This window comes from Pseudomonas sp. MAFF 730105 (assembly GCF_055380705.1).
The window spans coordinates 5,607,194-5,626,108 of record NZ_AP018438.1; the positions used below are offsets into that span (position 1 = coordinate 5,607,194).

The 18,915-nt window shown below is 58.0% G+C and carries 12 protein-coding genes, 2 tRNA genes and 3 rRNA genes; 4 read left to right on the top strand and 13 right to left on the bottom strand.

The genetic code is table 11. The features are described 5' to 3' along the window. Positions 1–11: 11 nt before the first annotated feature. Complete coding sequence (gene can / locus PCOSP_RS24525; protein ID WP_041023284.1) at positions 12–656, bottom strand: carbonate dehydratase; 645 nt, start codon at positions 654–656, stop codon at positions 12–14. Positions 657–787: 131 nt separating this feature from the next. On the opposite strand from can, the gene PCOSP_RS24530 reads away from it, so the two are divergent. Then, complete coding sequence (locus tag PCOSP_RS24530) at positions 788–1,192, top strand: serine kinase/phosphatase (RefSeq protein ID WP_139644717.1); 405 nt, start codon at positions 788–790, stop codon at positions 1,190–1,192. Positions 1,193–1,335: 143 nt separating this feature from the next. Here PCOSP_RS24530 and rimI read toward each other — a convergent pair whose 3' ends face one another. Both rimI and PCOSP_RS24540 read right to left on the bottom strand, forming a co-directional pair. Then, positions 1,336–1,788: a ribosomal protein S18-alanine N-acetyltransferase gene (rimI, locus tag PCOSP_RS24535; RefSeq protein ID WP_003205585.1), complete on the bottom strand. Its 453-nt coding sequence runs from the start codon at positions 1,786–1,788 to the stop codon at positions 1,336–1,338. Continuing rightward, positions 1,781–2,566: an energy transducer TonB gene (locus PCOSP_RS24540; RefSeq protein ID WP_464709695.1), complete on the bottom strand. Its 786-nt coding sequence runs from the start codon at positions 2,564–2,566 to the stop codon at positions 1,781–1,783. Before PCOSP_RS24540 ends, rimI begins: the two co-directional genes overlap by 8 nt. Positions 2,567–2,746: 180 nt before the next feature. Here PCOSP_RS24540 and mksB point away from each other — a divergent pair, with 180 nt between their 5' ends. The 3 genes from mksB to mksF are packed head-to-tail and all read left to right on the top strand — an operon-like array spanning position 2,747 to position 7,552. Continuing rightward, entirely contained in the window at positions 2,747–4,024 is a 1,278-nt protein-coding gene (gene mksB / locus PCOSP_RS24545) for an Mks condensin complex protein MksB (RefSeq protein ID WP_464709696.1), read from the top strand. Then, positions 4,014–4,715: an Mks condensin complex protein MksE gene (mksE, locus tag PCOSP_RS24550; protein ID WP_024778194.1), complete on the top strand. Its 702-nt coding sequence runs from the start codon at positions 4,014–4,016 to the stop codon at positions 4,713–4,715. The genes mksB and mksE overlap by 11 nt, the downstream gene beginning before the upstream one ends. Beyond that, positions 4,712–7,552, top strand: coding sequence for an Mks condensin complex protein MksF (mksF, locus tag PCOSP_RS24555; RefSeq protein WP_175363506.1), 2,841 nt, complete (start codon positions 4,712–4,714; stop codon positions 7,550–7,552). Before mksE ends, mksF begins: the two co-directional genes overlap by 4 nt. Positions 7,553–7,758: 206 nt before the next feature. On the opposite strand, the gene PCOSP_RS24560 is transcribed toward mksF, so the two are convergent. The 10 genes from PCOSP_RS24560 to msrP all read right to left on the bottom strand — a co-directional run bounded on the left by PCOSP_RS24560 (position 7,759) and on the right by msrP (position 18,857). Next, positions 7,759–10,062 carry a PqiB family protein gene (locus PCOSP_RS24560; RefSeq protein WP_464709697.1) on the bottom strand — a complete coding sequence of 768 codons (2,304 nt, stop codon included), beginning with the start codon at positions 10,060–10,062 and terminating at the stop codon, positions 7,759–7,761. Further along, positions 10,055–10,678 carry a paraquat-inducible protein A gene (locus tag PCOSP_RS24565; RefSeq protein ID WP_464709698.1) on the bottom strand — a complete coding sequence of 208 codons (624 nt, stop codon included), beginning with the start codon at positions 10,676–10,678 and terminating at the stop codon, positions 10,055–10,057. Before PCOSP_RS24565 ends, PCOSP_RS24560 begins: the two co-directional genes overlap by 8 nt. Beyond that, complete coding sequence (locus tag PCOSP_RS24570; RefSeq protein ID WP_139644705.1) at positions 10,665–11,324, bottom strand: paraquat-inducible protein A; 660 nt, start codon at positions 11,322–11,324, stop codon at positions 10,665–10,667. Before PCOSP_RS24570 ends, PCOSP_RS24565 begins: the two co-directional genes overlap by 14 nt. A 148-nt stretch (positions 11,325–11,472) precedes the next feature. Beyond that, a 5S ribosomal RNA gene (gene rrf / locus PCOSP_RS24575) occupies positions 11,473–11,588 on the bottom strand. 159 nt (positions 11,589–11,747) lie between these two features. Next, positions 11,748–14,639 (bottom strand): 23S ribosomal RNA (locus PCOSP_RS24580). Positions 14,640–14,891: 252 nt separating this feature from the next. Next, positions 14,892–14,967: transfer RNA gene (locus tag PCOSP_RS24585), tRNA-Ala, on the bottom strand. A 26-nt stretch (positions 14,968–14,993) separates the two neighbouring features. Further along, a tRNA-Ile gene (locus PCOSP_RS24590) sits at positions 14,994–15,070 on the bottom strand. 65 nt (positions 15,071–15,135) lie between these two features. Continuing rightward, positions 15,136–16,671 (bottom strand): 16S ribosomal RNA (locus tag PCOSP_RS24595). Together the 16S, 23S and 5S rRNA genes with 2 tRNA genes alongside form the textbook arrangement of a ribosomal RNA operon. Before the next feature lie 552 nt (positions 16,672–17,223). Beyond that, complete coding sequence (gene msrQ, locus PCOSP_RS24600) at positions 17,224–17,844, bottom strand: protein-methionine-sulfoxide reductase heme-binding subunit MsrQ (RefSeq protein WP_139649734.1); 621 nt, start codon at positions 17,842–17,844, stop codon at positions 17,224–17,226. Further along, the gene (gene msrP / locus PCOSP_RS24605; protein WP_464709700.1) at positions 17,844–18,857 is read right to left on the bottom strand and encodes a protein-methionine-sulfoxide reductase catalytic subunit MsrP; all 1,014 of its coding nucleotides are present in this window, start codon (positions 18,855–18,857) and stop codon (positions 17,844–17,846) included. The genes msrQ and msrP overlap by 1 nt, the downstream gene beginning before the upstream one ends. Positions 18,858–18,915 lie beyond the last annotated feature (58 nt).

Genomic DNA, 18,915 nt, shown 5'->3' on the forward strand with positions numbered 1-18,915 from the left:
CGCCAGTCAGATCAGGGGGCGCCCACCGGACGCAAGCGATACTGCGGCGGCAATTGCTCGAAACCGCTGATCGTGGTGTCCAGGCTTTTCCAACGCCCGTCCTTGATGCCATAGATGCAACCATGGATCGACAACTTCTGTCCGCGATGCCAGGCGTTCTGCACGATGCTGGTGTGGCCGACGTTGGCCACCTGTTGAATCACGTTGAGTTCGCACAGGCGATCCACACGTTCCTCTTCGGTCGGCAGTTGCGCCAACGCTTCGCGATGCTCGTAATACAGGTCGCGAATGGAGCGCAGCCAGCCATCGATCAGACCCAGCTGGCGATCCTGCATCGAGGCCCGCACGCCACCACAGCCATAATGGCCGGTGACCAGGATGTGTTTGACCTTGAGCACGTCCACTGCATACTGGATCACCGACAGGCAATTGAGGTCGGTGTGCAGCACCACGTTGGCCACGTTGCGGTGCACGAACAGATCGCCCGGCAGCATGCCGACGATCTCGTTGGCCGGCACCCGCGCATCGGAACAGCCGATCCACAGGTATTCAGGGGTTTGCTGACGAGCCAGCTTGGCGAAGAAGTCAGGATCCTCCTGCTTGATCGCATCGGCCCAGCGCGCGTTGTTATCAATCAGATCTTGTAGTTCGTTCATGCTGTCTTGCCCTCGAGAACAGTGCGCATCTTTGACAACGGAGCGGCTGTCGAGGTCACTTCGTCAATGCCGTTGGAATTCTCGACACGGCTACCGGTCCATCCAGTAAGGCCCAAAGTAGGAGAGTTGCCATGAATGATTCACGACGTCCTTTCGATGCGGCGCAACCGGAGCCCATCGATGACAACGAAGACCGCATGGGTTCGATGCATGAACTGGAATTCGATGAAGACGAGCCCAGCGCGAAGATTGGTGACGAGTTGCCGGAAAACGAACGCGAACATTTGATGCCCCGTGAGCGCGTCCGCGAGGCCGGCATGACCGGCGCCTCGACGGATGATCATCAACCGACCGACGATGACATGAGCCCCGAGACACTGATCCGGGAAGACGGCGCCCGGGATGCCCACGAGGCCGGCGACGACGAGCAGGCCGATTGGGACCTGAGCGTGGTGGATGAAAATGACATTGGCGGGGGCGATGGATTGGACGAGGCCGAGATGGCGGATATCGACCCACTGGATGGCAAGCGCTGAGTGAAACGCAGCCCTCCAGGCTGCCTATACGCCTGTGGGAGCATGGCTTGCCCGCGATGAGGCCAGGACAGTCGATAGCTCGACAACTGACCCGTCGCTATCGCGGGCAAGCCTTGCTCCCACAGGAGACTTCTATGCTGGCTTCAATCCACCAGCGTACAAGCCATGACCACCGCATCTTCACGCCCACCCACCGCTGGGTAATAATCCCGCCGCCGACCGATCTCGTTGAAGCCATAGCGCTCGTACAACCGGAACGCCGTGCGGTTACTGTCGCGCACCTCCAGGAAGCACTCCCGGGCCTCGGCCTTGTAGGCAATCGACATGAGGTGTTCCAGCAGGCGCAAGCCCAGCCCCCGGCCCTGGTTTTCCGGTTTGACGGTAATGTTGAGCAGGTGCGCCTCGTCAAGAATGATCTGCACCACACCGTGCCCCACTTGCTGCTGGCCTTCGAACATCAGCCAGATCTGGTACTTGCCCAGACCGTCGAGAAATATCCCCCGGGTCCAAGGGTGGCTGTAGGCCGCGTATTCGATTTTCAGTACAGCGTCGAGGTCCGCCTCGGTCATCGGGCGAAACGAAACAGCATCACTCATTCGATTCTTTCCAGCGCGCCATCAGCCGGCGCATGGCTTGCCAGACTTCAGCCTTGTGCTGTGGCGTTTCCATTAACAGTTCCAGGCCCGGTAATGCCCAGGCCACCCCCAGCCCTTCGATCTGCAGCTCGCGATTGAACGCTTGCGCGTCCGCTTCGCCGGCAAACTTCACCGCCGGCAGGCCGACCAACCACAAACACGCGCAGGGCGCGTCTTCGAGCCGCGCCGCTACAAAACCCTGGACGAACTCCCGTGCAGCTTCCGGCCCCTGGTCCATCGTCCCGCGAGACAACAGCGGCCAGCGCACCGGTTCACCCACGATCTGTGGACTGTCTGGCAGACCGGCGGCGCGCAACATGTCCTTGAGTAGCAGATACGCGGGATCGCGGCTCTGGAATGGCTCGCCGGTGGGCAGTTCCACCAGCAGCAGGCATCGTCCGGCACGCAGCAATTGCAGGGCGAAGCGCGGTGGCGGGACCTGGGCGACCCTGGCAGGGGCCGGCACCTCCGGCGCGTCCTCCACCGGTTTGGCACCGTTGCGGGTCGAGGCCAGGCTAGGCCGTGGCACTTCGATTTTCGGCCGTTCGGCCACAGGCGCTGCCGGCTCGGCCACGGTCCGGGCCACGGGGGCCGCAACCACCGGCGCGATCTCTGCCGGCTCGGGCATTTCCAACAGCTCAGGCCGCGACGGGGCGGCGAACGGCAATTCGGTGCGCGGCAGCCAATTGACCACCTGCATGGCGGTCAGATAGGCGCGGCGACGGGACTCGATAAGCAAGGGTCGGCCACTTGTGGATAACTGAAAGTGGAAGGGATTCTACCGCCCTTCGACGCGGATCGCTTCCTTGTTGAGTCAATAGTTGGGCAATACAGACGACAGTCCGTCTCGGGGGTGAATCGCAACCGGCCCGATGCAGTACAATCGCCCCTTTTAATTGCCAACCCGACGGCCATTGCGATGATCGAACCCAAGCGCGTCTTGCGCGCCCTCGCTGAACACTGGGCATTGCTGGAACCTTTGTGCGAGCACTTCGACCAGGGCACCCTGAGCCTCAACGAATTGCGTTCACAACTGGCCGCCCAACAGCTGGACAGCACGCCCCAGGACATCACCAACCTGCTGGACGTGTGGATCCGCCTGGACATCCTCGTGCCGGTGGCAAAAAGCCCGAACCGTTTCGAGCTGAATGCCCAGATCCATGACTTCCTCGCCTACCTGCGCCGCGAACACCGCCTGGGCCTGTGCCTGGAGATCGAAGCCTACCTGCGCCACCTCGAACGTCTGGCCGGCTATATCCAGGACGCCTTCGACGTGCGCGACGGCAACGACCTGGCCCGCCAGTTGCGCCTGCTCGACATGCGCGTGCGGGACGTCCTGAAGAAACTTGCCAACGATGAGCAGGCCCTGGTGGCCGTGGCCGAACGGGCCAAGACCAGCGACCGGCAGATCCCGCTGCGCCAACGTTACGCTGAAGTGCTGGCGACCTGGGACGAGTACGTCGAACCGATGATCCAGTTGGTTAACGCCGACGGAGCGTTCGAGCAAGGCGTGCGCAAGGTCGAGAATGTGTTGTTGCGCATGCTCACCGAACAACAGCGCCTCGGCCACCTGGTGGACGATGACATGCTGCTGCGTACCCACGCACGCATTCTCGAGATGCAGACCAGCGCCCAGCTGACCCTGCGCCATGCCCGCGAGTTGCTCCTGCCGCTGCGCGAAGAGGCCCGTCGTCACAACGCCGTGACCCGTGGCGCAGCCCTGGCCCTGGCTGCCATCCGTCGCAAAGGCATCGATGCCGTGCCGCAGGCGGCCATGCCGTTGTTCACCCGGCCGCAAAGCACCTTCCTCGGCAGCGCCAGCCAGGTTGAAGCCTATGTCTACGCCCTGGCCCGCTTCGAGCCGAAACCGGCGCGCTTCCCCAAGTCCCACAAAACCCACAAGGGCAGCGATGCCCCGCGGGCGCCGCGCACCGTGCGCGAGATGGTCGAGCGTTGCGAAGATGCCCTGCCGCTGCCGGATCTGATGGTCTGGCTGCTGGAGCAGGAGCCGGACGGCGCCACCGACGAATTGCTGTACTGGTTCTCGCGCCTGTCGCGGGAAAAACGCTTCAAGCGCGAGCGCCTGGAACGCCGCGAATACCACACTCACGAGCATCAGGTCAGCCTGCGCTCCTTCGCCCTGCTCTCGGCCCGCGACGCTGCCGAGGATTCTGCGAGCATCCCCCATGCATCTTGATCTATCCGAACTGTCCCAGCTGGCGCCGATCTTTCGCGAGCTGTTCAAGGGTTACCACGTCAGCCGCCGCGACCCGGAGCTGTACGCGCAACTGTCGAATTTCCAGGACCAGTACCGCACGCTGTTCAAGGCCCTGGGTTTTGAACTGGTGTGCGATACCCGTGGTTTCTACTACTTCGTGCCGGACCTGGCCGCTGCGGCGGTGAACAAGACCGCCCAGCGCCTGGCGCTGTTCACCTTCATCCTCGTCGAGCACCTGGCCGACCAGGGCCGCGACCCGATTGCCGTGCTCGACGGTGGCAGCCTGGGCCGCGATGAGCTGCCTTCGCTGCTGGAAAAGTACCGCGACCTGTTCATCCAGGCCGAGGTACAGACCCAGGAAGAGCTGGAAGAAAAAATCATGCGCCGCATGACCCAACTGGGCTTCGCCAGTGAAGACAACGGCGTGTACCGCTTCCTGCCGCCGATGCACCGTTTCCTCGATGTCTGCCTGTCGGTCCAGCAGGACCGCGACCTGGCGGCCAGCGTGCACAGCGTGCTGCCGTTGCCGGCGCCGGTACTGATCGACGAAGACAGTGATGAGAAGCTGCTGCAAACCGACGATCCGCTCGACCTGGCGCCGTTTGAAGACGAAAGCGAAGAAGACGCACTGGCCCGCGCCATTGCCGAAGAACAGGAGACCGACGCATGAGCCAGGAACGCTACGGCATCCGCCGCTTTGCCCTTTTGAACACCGCCGGCTACAGCCTCGGCCTGTTCCCGCTGGAAGAACCGCTGTCGGTGTATGGCGCGAACAACCTCGGTAAATCCGCCTCGATCAACGCCTTGCAGTTCCCGATCCTGGCGCGTATGTCGGACATGAGCTTCGGCAAGTACAGCCTGGAGCAATCCCGGCGTTTCTACTTCGCCTCGGACACCAGCTACATCCTGGTGGAAGTCGCCCTGCCCCACGGTCCTCATGTGATCGGCGTGGTCGGTCGCGGCCCCGGCGGCGGTTTCGGTCACCAGTTCTTTGCCTACGCAGGCAAACTGGACCTGGCCCACTATCAGAAAAACGACACCTGCCTGCGTCAGAAAGAGCTGTTCACCAACCTGGAGCGCGAAGGCCTCAAGGCTTACGAACTCAAGCCCGATGAACTGCGGCGCCTGCTGGTGGGTGGTCACACCTCGATTCCCCTGGACCTGACGCTGATCCCGCTGCGTTCCACCAGCGAGCAAAGCCTCAAGACTTTCCGAGCGCTGTTCATCAACCTGCTGCACATGCGCGAAATCACCGCGGCCAAGCTCAAGCAGCTGTTTCTCGATGCCTTCGAGCACAGTCTGCGTTCCGGGAGCGTGGACTACATCGCCGCGTGCGAAGAAGCCTTCCGCGACGTGCGACGCATGGAGCAGGACTACAACTCCCTGGTGGCCGCGGGTCCGTTGGTGGAAGCCCTGGCCAATGGCGTGAAGCAGCGCGATATCCTGCGCGGCAAACTGCATCGCCTGTCGCCCTTGCTCGACTCGTTGCTGGGTACCTGGTCGGACTACGCCGGAGCACGCAAGGAAGAGCTGACCATCCAGGCCGAGCACTACCGCAACGAACAGGATTCGCTGCAGAACGACCAGCGCGGCAGCACCCAGGAGCTGATGCGCCTGGAGCGGGAAATCACGGGGATCCAGCGCTGGCTCGGCGAGCTGTCGGTGCTCAAGCATCGCTTCGCCCTGGTGGATGACGTCAAGGTCCTGGAGCAGCAACTGCTCGCCGCCAAGGATGCCCACGATGAACTGGCCGGCGCCCTGGCCCAGTCCCGGCAGTTCAGCGCCGAAGACCTGGAAGAGCGTCTGCGGGATCTGGAAAAACGCCTGAAGTCGGTCAAGCAGCAACTCGATCACGCCGACAACAACAGCTACGCCCGCCTACGAGAGGAGTTTTCGCAGCAGGACGTCGAGCGCTTGATGCGCCTGTTCAACAGCGCCCTGTTCAGCCTACCGCTGGGCGAGCATGGCATCGCGCTGGACGAGAACGGCGAATGGGTCAAATCCATGGAGTTGATCCTCGACGGCTTCAAGGGCGAGCGTTTCGAAGTGCCGGGCCTGTCCATCGACCTGTCCCACATCGAGCCACCGGCCCTGCAAGCCCTGGCCGACCGCGCCGCGTTGCGGGACCAGAAAGAGCGCCTGGAGAAAGAACTCAAGCAACTCAAGACCCAACAGGCCGTGGCCGCCGACCGTGCGGCGAGCAAGACCCAGACCGAAGCGCTGTACCAGCAGGTACTGGACGCGCAAAAGGCCCTGGAAGACTTCCGTCGCAGCCAGACCCTGAGCGCCGAAGAAGGCGAAAAGCTCGAGCAACTGGCACAGATGGAAGCCGCCCAGGACGAACTCAAGCGCTCCAGCGACGCCTTCACCGAGCGTGTCCAGCAGCTTTCCGCCAAACTGCAACTGGTGGGCCGGCAGATTGCCGATATGGAAGCCAAGCAGCGCACCCTCGACGACGCCTTGCGCCGCCGTCAACTGCTACCGGCGGACTTGCCGTTCGGCACGCCGTTCATGGACCCGGTCGACGACTCCATGGACAACCTGCTGCCGCTGCTCAATGACTATCAGGACAGCTGGCAAGGCTTGCTGCGGGTGGACGGCCAGATCGAGGCACTGTACGCCCAGGTGCGCCTCAAGGGCGTCGCCAAGTTCGACAGCGAAGACGACATGGAGCGCCGCCTGCAACTGCTGATCAACGCCTATGCCCACCGTACCGACGAAGCCCTGACGTTGGGCAAGGCTCGCCGTGCGGCAGTGACTGACATCGCCCGGACCCTGCGCAACATCCGCAGCGACTACGACAGCCTCGAGCACCAACTGGCGTTGTTCAACCGCGAGATCAACAAGCGCCAGGTGTCCAACCTGCAGAGCTTCCGCATCGTCCTGGCGCCGAACAAGGAAGCGCTCAAGCACATCGACCAGATCATCCACAGCGCCGGTCAATACGAGGAAGGCGAGACCCTCTCGGTGTTTGACCTCAGCCAGAGCGCCGAGCAGGACAACAAGAACGAAGAAGCCAAGGAATACCTGGCGCGCCTGGTGGCGGCGAACCACAACCAGCTCGGCCTCAAGGACCTGTTCGAACTGGCCTTCGAGATCACCAAGGTCAACGGCCAGCCCGTGATCCATACTGACATCGATGGCGCGGCCTCCAACGGCACCACCATGACCATCAAGGCGCTGACCAACATGTACCTGTTGCTGCACTTGATGGACCGCGAGCAGGCCGGTCGCGTGCGCCTGCCGTACTACTTGGATGAGGCGGCGGACATCGATGAAAAGAACCAGGCAGCGTTGCTGGAAACCAGTCTGCAACTGGGCTTCGTGCCGATCCTGGCGAGTGTGAAGCCGCAGGTCTGTGCCAGTGTCGCCATCGACCTGGAAGGCGGCAGCGGCCCGAACGGTATCTACATCGACGAAGCGGACTGGAAGTACATCCGCCGCCATGATGTGGTGAAAGCCACGGTGAATGTAGAGGCCGATGAGCCGGAGCTGGATCCGGTGTGAGGTAAGTCTCGGAAAATGAAAAAGGCCGCGATCCATTGGATCGCGGCCTTTTTTTTTAAGCACTTGTATCGACTGTCCCGCCGTCATCGCGAGCAGGCTCGCTCCCACAGGGGATTCGTGTCAGGCACAGGAGCTGTGTTTGCAACGGGTCATTGTGGGAGCGAGCCTGCTCGCGATGACGTCGGAACAGGCCACCACTTGACCCGTTATTTACCGAGCTTGATCTTCGGCGCCCAGGTCAGCCACTCATCCTCGAATTTATCGAACAACGGGAAGGTCTGCTCCGGCCGCGCCGGGCTGCCCATGCTCTCGCCATCCGGTGTCGCGAAAGCGACGCCCCCTTGGATCAACGTCTCCAACGACTCGGTCCGCACTGTGGCGCCCTTGAACAGGCCGAAGTCCATGTCGAAACCGCTGGTGTTCCAGAATCGCGTACCACTGCGTACCAGCGGCGCGTATTTGGGTTCGATCAGGATGTGGATCAGCACCCGGTCCGCCGTCTGGCCCAGTTCATAACCGGTAACCTTGCCCACAGTGATCTCTCGGTACGTCACCGGAACGCCCGTCTTCAACGAACCACGGCGGGCAGCGCTCAACACCAGGCTCAAACCGGCTTCGGGCACGGCACTTTCCGGTGGACTGGCAAGGGCCACGAAGTTCTTCTGTGGCCCGAGGTTTTTCACCGAGGGCTGCACTTCGAGGTACTGACCGGTCACCAGTGTTTCCAGGTTCGAGGTCTTGATCAGCCCCAGTTCGGGTTTGACGACCCAGAACTGGCTGCCAACCCGGGCGATACGCTCCGGTACTTCAGTGATGCGAGCAGTGAGCAGCACCGACTGTAGATCGGCGCTGAGATCAACGTCCTCGACCTTGCCCACATCCAACCCTTTGTAGCGAATCGGCGTCCCGCTGCGCAAACCGTCGGCACGATCGACCTTGATCGTCACCACGGTGCCGTTCTGTTGCGCGGCTTCGCGGTTCTCGAACAGGCGGAAGCGGGGGACACGTCTCTTCAACGGTACATTGGGCACCGGCGTTTCGAAGGCGATACCGCCAGCCATCAGGCTTTGCAGCGATTCACTCTTGACCTGGATTCCCCCCGTCAGACCTCCCGTGAGGGTAATGCCGCTGGCGTTCCAGAACCGCGTCGAACCGTTGACCAGCCCTTCGTATTCCTTCTCGATGTGCACACCGACGATCAACTGCTTTTTCTTGCGGGAGAATTGGTAGCTCTGCACCGAGCCGACCTTGACCTGCTTGTAGAGGATCGGGCTGCCGACCTCCAGCGATCCGAGGTTTTCAGTCAACAGCACCAGATGCAGGCCGGGCGAACGCAAGTCCAGCGGCGGCGCCTTCGCCCTGGCTTCGAACTCACGCTGGGGGGCCGCGCCCTTGTCGCCGGGTCGCACGGCAATGTAGTTGCCCTTGACCAGCGCTTCCAGGCCGGTGATCCCCGCCAGGGAAATCGACGGCTTGACGACCCAGAACTGAGTGCCGGTTACCAGGTAATCTTCGGCCAGTGGGTCCATGGTCAGTTCAGCCGTAGCGCTGGACAGGTCAGAGTCAATCTTGAGGTTCTTCAGGCTGCCGACCTGGATGCCCTTGTACATCACCGGTGTACGGCCGGCCTGCAAACCTTCAAAGTCGCTGAGCTTGACCTTCACGCGAATACCGGCAGCCGCGGCGTCAAAGTCTTCGTAAAGACGAAACGGCAAGCTGGGGTCCGTCGGTGGACTGTCCTTGCGGCTTTCCGGCGTGGCGAATGCAATACCACCGGCCACGATGCTCGCCAGGGACTCGCTGCGGACTTTGACACCTGAGAGATTGGCATCGATGCTGATGCCGCTGGCATTCCAGAAACGCGTGTGTTTACGCACCAGGCTGGCGTAGGTCGGTTCGATGAAAACCTTGATCTCCACCGTGTTCTGATCTTCAGAGAGCTGGTAGCTCTTCACCTGCCCGACCTGGATCTGCTTGTAGAATACCGGGCTGCCCCGATCCAGCGAACCCAACCGGTCAGCCTTGATGGTCAGGTGTAAACCCGGCTTGGCGTCCGACAGTGGCGGCTCTTGGGACAAGGCCTTGAACTTGCGGCTGGAGTCTCCGTCACCCGGGCTGATCGCCACGTAGTTGCCCGATACCAGGGTTTCCAGACCCGTGATCCCGGCCAGGCTCACGCTTGGCTTGACCAGCCAGAAACGCGTTCCGGTCTTGAGGTATTGTTCCACGTCCTTGTTCATCTCAACGGTCGCGACCACCCCCTTCGAGCTGCCTTCGTCGTCCAGAGTAAGGGCTTTCACTTTACCGACCGGCATACCCTTGTAGACCACCTCGGTCTTGTTGATCTGGATACCCTCGCCGCTCTCGAAGCGCACGCTGATCTCGATCCCGGTCTCGTTATAAGCCCGCCAGCCGAGCCATCCCCCGATGATCAAGGCAATCAACGGCAGGACCCAGATGGCCGACCAGTTAGAGGCCGGTCGGGTTTTAGCGGTAGGCAAATCAGTCATGGTCGTTATCCGACTCCGTGTTATCCCAAATCAGTCGGGGATCGAAGGTTACTGCGGCAATCATTGTCAAAATCACTACGCTGGCAAAGGCAATCGCGCCAAGACCGGCTTCGACACTGGCGAGTCGTCCAAAATTCACCACCGCCACCAGAATCGCGATCACGAAAATATCCAGCATCGACCAGCGACCAATGAATTCGATGAAACGGTACATAAGGATGCGTTGCCTTGCAGACATGGGCTGATGCCGCTGCACGGAAAACAACAGCAAGGCAATACCCACCAGTTTGAAGGTCGGCACCAGGATACTGGCGATGAACACCACGGCGGCAATCGGGAACATGCCGTGCTGCACCAACTCGATGACACCGGCCATGATGGTACTGGGGGCACCATGGCCCAGGGAATTGATCGTCATGATCGGTAGCATGTTGGCCGGGATGTAAAGAATTGCGGCGGTGACCAACAACGCCCAGGTACGCATCAAGCTGTTCGGGCGACGGGGATGAATCCGCGCTCCGCAGCGGGTACAGGCTTGCGCGTCGGCGTCAGTATCCAGTCGATTCAATTCATGGCATTCGGTACAGATCAGAATACCCGCATCAATCGCCCGCATGGGCATCCTCTCCTGATAACGCTTGCCAGATCTGATGCGGCGACATCACCACCTCCAACCAGACCTGAACCAGCAGCAAACTGATGAAACACACCAACCCCAGGCCCACGGTGATGGCGGCCATGTCTGCCAACTTGACGATGGCCACCAACACGCCCATGAGATAGACCTCAAGCATTCCCCAATCTCGCAGGTGGTGATAAATGCGATACAGCAACAAGCCGTAGCTGCGGCCGACGTTCCAGCGAATGGTCAACAATACAGCCAACTGACAAAGGAGCTTGAGCAGCGGCACACCCATGCTGCACAGGAACACCACCACCGCGATGCCTTGCATGCCGCTATCGAACAGGCCGACCACGCCACTCCACACGGTGTCCTGGGAAGATTGACCGAGCAGGTTGAGCTGCATGATGGGTAGAAAGTTCGCGGGTACATACAACAGCAGGGCAGCGATGACCAAGGCAAGGCTACGCTCGACGACATTGGGCCGGTGGGCGTAGAGCTCATATCCACAACGGGGGCATTCGGCTTTCTCGCCATGGGACAGTCGAGGCTTGCGCATCAACAGGTCGCACTCATGGCACGCTACCAGTTCGCCTAAAGGCAGTTCTGACAGCCGATGGGTGTCCAGCGGGTCGGGCATAAACAACTCTGACTCAACTGAGGTGGGGCTATTCTAGTGCTCCAGCTCAAAAATAACTGTGCAAATTTATTTCGAGCTTTCGCAGGTTTTTCCTGCGGGCAAAACAAAACCCCTACCTGCATCAGCAGATAGGGGTTTCGGAATTTAATCTTGACGATGACCTACTCTCACATGGGGAAACCCCACACTACCATCGGCGATGCATCGTTTCACTTCTGAGTTCGGGATGGGATCAGGTGGTTCCAACGCTCTATGGTCGTCAAGAAATTCGGTAGCCAGCGCGTGCCTTGCGGTCACGTTCCAGCGAATGGGTATGCGATAGTTTGTGTGTTGCTGCTGAGTCAGTCCGAACTTTCGGTTCGTTTCGTCTTCACACACCGCAATCTGGTGCCCTTTCAGGTCAACAAATTGCTTGGGTGTTATATGGTCAAGCCTCACGGGCAATTAGTACAGGTTAGCTCAACGCCTCACAGCGCTTACACACCCTGCCTATCAACGTCGTAGTCTTCGACGGCCCTTCAGGGAGCTCAAGGCTCCAGTGAGATCTCATCTTGAGGCAAGTTTCCCGCTTAGATGCTTTCAGCGGTTATCTTTTCCGAACATAGCTACCCGGCAATGCCACTGGCGTGACAACCGGAACACCAGAGGTTCGTCCACTCCGGTCCTCTCGTACTAGGAGCAGCCCCTCTCAAATCTCAAACGTCCACGGCAGATAGGGACCGAACTGTCTCACGACGTTCTAAACCCAGCTCGCGTACCACTTTAAATGGCGAACAGCCATACCCTTGGGACCGGCTTCAGCCCCAGGATGTGATGAGCCGACATCGAGGTGCCAAACACCGCCGTCGATATGAACTCTTGGGCGGTATCAGCCTGTTATCCCCGGAGTACCTTTTATCCGTTGAGCGATGGCCCTTCCATACAGAACCACCGGATCACTAAGACCTACTTTCGTACCTGCTCGACGTGTCTGTCTCGCAGTCAAGCGCGCTTTTGCCTTTATACTCTACGACCGATTTCCGACCGGTCTGAGCGCACCTTCGTACTCCTCCGTTACTCTTTAGGAGGAGACCGCCCCAGTCAAACTACCCACCATACACTGTCCTCGATCCGGATAACGGACCTGAGTTAGAACCTCAAAGTTGCCAGGGTGGTATTTCAAGGATGGCTCCACGCAGACTGGCGTCCACGCTTCAAAGCCTCCCACCTATCCTACACAAGCAAATTCAAAGTCCAGTGCAAAGCTATAGTAAAGGTTCACGGGGTCTTTCCGTCTAGCCGCGGATACACTGCATCTTCACAGCGATTTCAATTTCACTGAGTCTCGGGTGGAGACAGCGCCGCCATCGTTACGCCATTCGTGCAGGTCGGAACTTACCCGACAAGGAATTTCGCTACCTTAGGACCGTTATAGTTACGGCCGCCGTTTACCGGGGCTTCGATCAAGAGCTTCGCGTTAGCTAACCCCATCAATTAACCTTCCGGCACCGGGCAGGCGTCACACCCTATACGTCCACTTTCGTGTTTGCAGAGTGCTGTGTTTTTAATAAACAGTCGCAGCGGCCTGGTATCTTCGACCGGCGTGGGCTTACGCAGCAAGTGCTTCACCCTCACCGGCGCACCTTCTCCCGAAGTTACGGTGCCATTTTGCCTAGTTCCTTCACCCGAGTTCTCTCAAGCGCCTTGGTATTCTCTACCCAACCACCTGTGTCGGTTTGGGGTACGGTTCCTGGTTATCTGAAGCTTAGAAGCTTTTCTTGGAAGCATGGCATCAACCACTTCGTCACCCAAAGGGTAACTCGTCATCAGCTCTCGGCCTTAAGATCCCGGATTTACCTAAGATCTCAGCCTACCACCTTAAACTTGGACAACCAACGCCAAGCTGGCCTAGCCTTCTCCGTCCCTCCATCGCAATAACCAGAAGTACAGGAATATTAACCTGTTTTCCATCGACTACGCTTTTCAGCCTCGCCTTAGGGACCGACTAACCCTGCGTCGATTAACGTTGCGCAGGAAACCTTGGTCTTTCGGCGTGGGTGTTTTTCACACCCATTGTCGTTACTCATGTCAGCATTCGCACTTCTGATACCTCCAGCAAGCTTCTCAACTCACCTTCACAGGCTTACAGAACGCTCCTCTACCGCATCACTTACGTGATACCCGTAGCTTCGGTGTATGGTTTGAGCCCCGTTACATCTTCCGCGCAGGCCGACTCGACTAGTGAGCTATTACGCTTTCTTTAAAGGGTGGCTGCTTCTAAGCCAACCTCCTAGCTGTCTAAGCCTTCCCACATCGTTTCCCACTTAACCATAACTTTGGGACCTTAGCTGACGGTCTGGGTTGTTTCCCTTTTCACGACGGACGTTAGCACCCGCCGTGTGTCTCCCATGCTCGGCACTTGTAGGTATTCGGAGTTTGCATCGGTTTGGTAAGTCGGGATGACCCCCTAGCCGAAACAGTGCTCTACCCCCTACAGTGATACATGAGGCGCTACCTAAATAGCTTTCGAGGAGAACCAGCTATCTCCGAGCTTGATTAGCCTTTCACTCCGATCCACAGGTCATCCGCTAACTTTTCAACGGTAGTCGGTTCGGTCCTCCAGTCAGTGTTACCTAACCTTCAACCTGCCCATGGATAGATCGCCCGGTTTCGGGTCTATTCCCAGCGACTAGACGCCCTATTAAGACTCGCTTTCGCTACGCCTCCCCTATTCGGTTAAGCTCGCCACTGAAAATAAGTCGCTGACCCATTATACAAAAGGTACGCAGTCACAGAACAAAGTCTGCTCCCACTGCTTGTACGCATACGGTTTCAGGATCTATTTCACTCCCCTCTCCGGGGTTCTTTTCGCCTTTCCCTCACGGTACTAGTTCACTATCGGTCAGTCAGTAGTATTTAGCCTTGGAGGATGGTCCCCCCATATTCAGACAAAGTTTCTCGTGCTCCGTCCTACTCGATTTCACTTCTAAGATCCTTTCGCGTACAGGGCTATCACCCACTATGGCCGCACTTTCCAGAGCGTTCCGCTAAAATCAAAGAAGCTTAAGGGCTAGTCCCCGTTCGCTCGCCACTACTAAGGGAATCTCGGTTGATTTCTTTTCCTCAGGGTACTTAGATGTTTCAGTTCCCCTGGTTCGCCTCTTGCACCTATGTATTCAGTGCAAGATAACCATCTTGTGATGGCTGGGTTCCCCCATTCAGACATCTCCGGATCAAAGTCTGTTTGCCGACTCCCCGAAGCTTTTCGCAGGCTACCACGTCTTTCATCGCCTCTGACTGCCAAGGCATCCACCGTATGCGCTTCTTCACTTGACCATATAACCCCAAGCAATCTGGTTATACTGTGAAGACGACATTCGCCGAAAATTCGATCTTGCTCATGCGAGCAACTCACAAATTTTACCTTAGCCTGAACAACACCAGTGAAAGTGCCATTCAGTCTATCTTTCTATCACATACCCAAATTTTTAAAGAACGATCTAATCAAAAGACTAGAAATCAACATTCATCATCGTCTTGATGGAATGCTCATTTCTAAGCTTTAAACGAGGGTCACCAATCGGTAAATGGTGGAGCCAAGCGGGATCGAACCGCTGACCTCCTGCGTGCAAGGCAGGCGCTCTCCCAGCTGAGCTATGGCCCCGTATCGCTACAGGGTGCACCAGTAATTGGTGGGTCTGGGCAGATTCGAACTGCCGACCTCACCCTTATCAGGGGTGCGCTCTAACCAACTGAGCTACAGACCCAATCGTCTTCTTCAATGAATCAAGCAATTCGTGTGGGAGCTCATGGAGCAGCTGCCGTCGTCGATTAAGGAGGTGATCCAGCCGCAGGTTCCCCTACGGCTACCTTGTTACGACTTCACCCCAGTCATGAATCACACCGTGGTAACCGTCCCCCGAAGGTTAGACTAGCTACTTCTGGTGCAACCCACTCCCATGGTGTGACGGGCGGTGTGTACAAGGCCCGGGAACGTATTCACCGCGACATTCTGATTCGCGATTACTAGCGATTCCGACTTCACGCAGTCGAGTTGCAGACTGCGATCCGGACTACGATCGGTTTTATGGGATTAGCTCCACCTCGCGGCTTGGCAACCCTCTGTACCGACCATTGTAGCACGTGTGTAGCCCAGGCCGTAAGGGCCATGATGACTTGACGTCATCCCCACCTTCCTCCGGTTTGTCACCGGCAGTCTCCTTAGAGTGCCCACCATAACGTGCTGGTAACTAAGGACAAGGGTTGCGCTCGTTACGGGACTTAACCCAACATCTCACGACACGAGCTGACGACAGCCATGCAGCACCTGTCTCAATGTTCCCGAAGGCACCAATCCATCTCTGGAAAGTTCATTGGATGTCAAGGCCTGGTAAGGTTCTTCGCGTTGCTTCGAATTAAACCACATGCTCCACCGCTTGTGCGGGCCCCCGTCAATTCATTTGAGTTTTAACCTTGCGGCCGTACTCCCCAGGCGGTCAACTTAATGCGTTAGCTGCGCCACTAAGAGCTCAAGGCTCCCAACGGCTAGTTGACATCGTTTACGGCGTGGACTACCAGGGTATCTAATCCTGTTTGCTCCCCACGCTTTCGCACCTCAGTGTCAGTATCAGTCCAGGTGGTCGCCTTCGCCACTGGTGTTCCTTCCTATATCTACGCATTTCACCGCTACACAGGAAATTCCACCACCCTCTACCATACTCTAGCTCGACAGTTTTGAATGCAGTTCCCAGGTTGAGCCCGGGGCTTTCACATCCAACTTAACGAACCACCTACGCGCGCTTTACGCCCAGTAATTCCGATTAACGCTTGCACCCTCTGTATTACCGCGGCTGCTGGCACAGAGTTAGCCGGTGCTTATTCTGTCGGTAACGTCAAAACCATCACGTATTAGATAATGGCCCTTCCTCCCAACTTAAAGTGCTTTACAATCCGAAGACCTTCTTCACACACGCGGCATGGCTGGATCAGGCTTTCGCCCATTGTCCAATATTCCCCACTGCTGCCTCCCGTAGGAGTCTGGACCGTGTCTCAGTTCCAGTGTGACTGATCATCCTCTCAGACCAGTTACGGATCGTCGCCTTGGTGAGCCATTACCTCACCAACTAGCTAATCCGACCTAGGCTCATCTGATAGCGCAAGGCCCGAAGGTCCCCTGCTTTCTCCCGTAGGACGTATGCGGTATTAGCGTCCGTTTCCGAGCGTTATCCCCCACTACCAGGCAGATTCCTAGGCATTACTCACCCGTCCGCCGCTCTCAAGAGGTGCAAGCACCTCTCTACCGCTCGACTTGCATGTGTTAGGCCTGCCGCCAGCGTTCAATCTGAGCCATGATCAAACTCTTCAGTTCAAACATCTTTGGGTTTTGAGAAAACCCTAAACTTGGCTCAGCAATCGTTGGTTACATCTTTGATTTCTCGCGGAGTAACTTGTGATGCTGATAATCTGTTGACTAGCAGTCTGACTCCACAAGCACCCACACGAATTGCTTGATTCAGTTGTTAAAGAGCGGTGGGTTGAGCCTTTCGTCTCAACCGAGGCGCGCATTCTACAGCGCCCCGTGTATCTGTCAAGCGATTATTTCAGAAGTTTTCAAAGTTTTGCTTTTCAAAACCTCAACAACTTCAACCACTTGCGCTTCCGATCTCTCGTTAGCGGGAGGCGAATTCTACAGCGTTAGTCGCTGCTGTCAACACCTCTTTTTCACCGCTTTCGACCGAGAAGATCGAACCGTCAACGGGGCCAAACAACACGCCCTGCCGACTCCTTCCGGACTTCGATGAACTGAAGCCCTGCGCCATCTTAAATCGTCTAACTCATTGAAACTCAAGGAGTTTTCAGTTTCGACTGCGCCGGAAGTGGGGCGAATTATAGAGACTCAGAATCTGCCGTCAACCCTTAATTACGCTTTTGTTGCAGAAGACACTTTCTTACCCATCAAACGCGGGATCCGGCGCGTAATCGAAGGAATCCTCAGCATCATTAAGACACCCCCGATGAAAGCATAGATTGCCCACTCCTTCAGATCTGCCCGCACGATCCACAGCATGTGCAACAACCCAAGCCCGAGAATGAAATAAACCAGGCGATGCAGCTTCTTCCAACGCACACCGAGGCGCCGCTGGCTATAACGGTTGGACGTGACGGCCAGGGACAACAAACCGAGAAACCCGAGTACCCCGACGATGATGTACGGCCGCTTGCTCAACTCGACACCCAACTGCGACCAGTCGAATCCCAAGATGAAGGCCAAGTAGCTACTCAGGTGAAGCACCACATAGGTGAAGCACCATAATCCGAGTTGGCGTCTGACCGCGATCCATCCCGCCCACCCCGTCAACTTCTGCAGAGGGGTCATGCTCAAGGTAATGAGGAGCAGGATCAGCGTCCCCAACCCCAACCGATCCACCAGCACCTTGCCAGGATCGGGGCCCAAGGTATTCATCAACGCCTCGTAGAGCCAGAACAACGGCCAGATCGCCGCCGCGACGAAGACGCCAATCCGCCACACTGGAAAACGCATCAGTAGTCCTTCCTCAGGTCCATCCCTGCATATAAAGAAGCGACTTCATCCTGATAGCCGTTGAACATCAATGTATCGCGCACATTGGGACTGAACAGTCCGCTTGGCAGGCGACGCTCATGCGCCTGGGTCCAGCGCGGGTGGTCGACCGTCGGGTTGACGTTGGCATAGAAGCCGTATTCGTCCGATGCAATGCTTTGCCAGGTCGTCTTGGGTTGTTCGCTGACCAGACTGATACGCACAATGGATTTCACACTTTTGAAACCGTACTTCCATGGCACCACCAACCGCAGCGGCGCGCCGTTCTGGTTCGGCAACTCCCGCCCATACATGCCAACCGCGAGGATAGCCAATGGGTTCATGGCCTCATCCAGCCGCACCCCCTCTACATAAGGCCAGTCGATCAGGGCGAAGCCGGAGCGCTGGCCAGGCATGGTCTTCGGATCCTGCAATGTTTCAAAACGGATGAACTTGGCCTTGGAGGTCGGTTCAACCTGCTTGAGCAGCGCAGAGATGGGAAAGCCGATCCAAGGAATGACCATTGACCAGGCCTCCACGCAGCGCAGTCGATAGATCCGCTCCTCCAATTGATAGGGCTTCATGAAGTCTTCCAGACCGTAGCGCCCAGGCTTGCCTACCTCTCCATCCACCACCACGCTCCAAGGCTCGGTTTTCAAGGACCCGGCATTGGCCGCCGGATCGCCCTTGTCGGTTCCGAACTCATAGAAGTTGTTGTAATGGGTTGCATCCTTGAACGGCGTAATCGGTTCATTCTTGACCGTCACCGCGCCCCATTGGGTTGAGGGTAGTTTTTCGGCAAACCAGGACGGCGCCTTGCCTGGCTCCACGTCGGGATAGCGCGCCACATCGGCGGCGCTCGCCCAGCGCGGCAGGCTGCTCACGGCAAGGCCAGCCATGGTTGCTCCCAGCATCTGGCGACGGGATAAATAAAAGGATTCGGGCGTGACGTCCGATTCACGGCAGTCGGACGACTTGGGGATCTTGATCAGCATGACAACTCCGCAGTATTGGAGGGCAGGTGCACCAATAGACTGCGGAGTATGGGGGAAA

Bases quoted from the DNA above. Each gene is read 5' to 3' on its own strand.
- can (WP_041023284.1), bottom strand. From the start codon at position 656: ATGAACGAACTACAAGATCTGATTGATAACAACGCGCGCTGGGCCGAT.
- mksB (WP_464709696.1), top strand. From the start codon at position 2,747: ATGATCGAACCCAAGCGCGTCTTGCGCGCCCTCGCTGAACACTGGGCA.
- mksE (WP_024778194.1), top strand. From the start codon at position 4,014: ATGCATCTTGATCTATCCGAACTGTCCCAGCTGGCGCCGATCTTTCGC.
- PCOSP_RS24570 (WP_139644705.1), bottom strand. From the start codon at position 11,324: ATGCCCGACCCGCTGGACACCCATCGGCTGTCAGAACTGCCTTTAGGC.
- PCOSP_RS24560 (WP_464709697.1), bottom strand. From the start codon at position 10,062: ATGACTGATTTGCCTACCGCTAAAACCCGACCGGCCTCTAACTGGTCG.
- msrQ (WP_139649734.1), bottom strand. From the start codon at position 17,844: ATGCGTTTTCCAGTGTGGCGGATTGGCGTCTTCGTCGCGGCGGCGATC.
- PCOSP_RS24565 (WP_464709698.1), bottom strand. From the start codon at position 10,678: ATGCGGGCGATTGATGCGGGTATTCTGATCTGTACCGAATGCCATGAA.
- rimI (WP_003205585.1), bottom strand. From the start codon at position 1,788: ATGAGTGATGCTGTTTCGTTTCGCCCGATGACCGAGGCGGACCTCGAC.
- PCOSP_RS24530 (WP_139644717.1), top strand. From the start codon at position 788: ATGAATGATTCACGACGTCCTTTCGATGCGGCGCAACCGGAGCCCATC.
- msrP (WP_464709700.1), bottom strand. From the start codon at position 18,857: ATGCTGATCAAGATCCCCAAGTCGTCCGACTGCCGTGAATCGGACGTC.
- mksF (WP_175363506.1), top strand. From the start codon at position 4,712: ATGAGCCAGGAACGCTACGGCATCCGCCGCTTTGCCCTTTTGAACACC.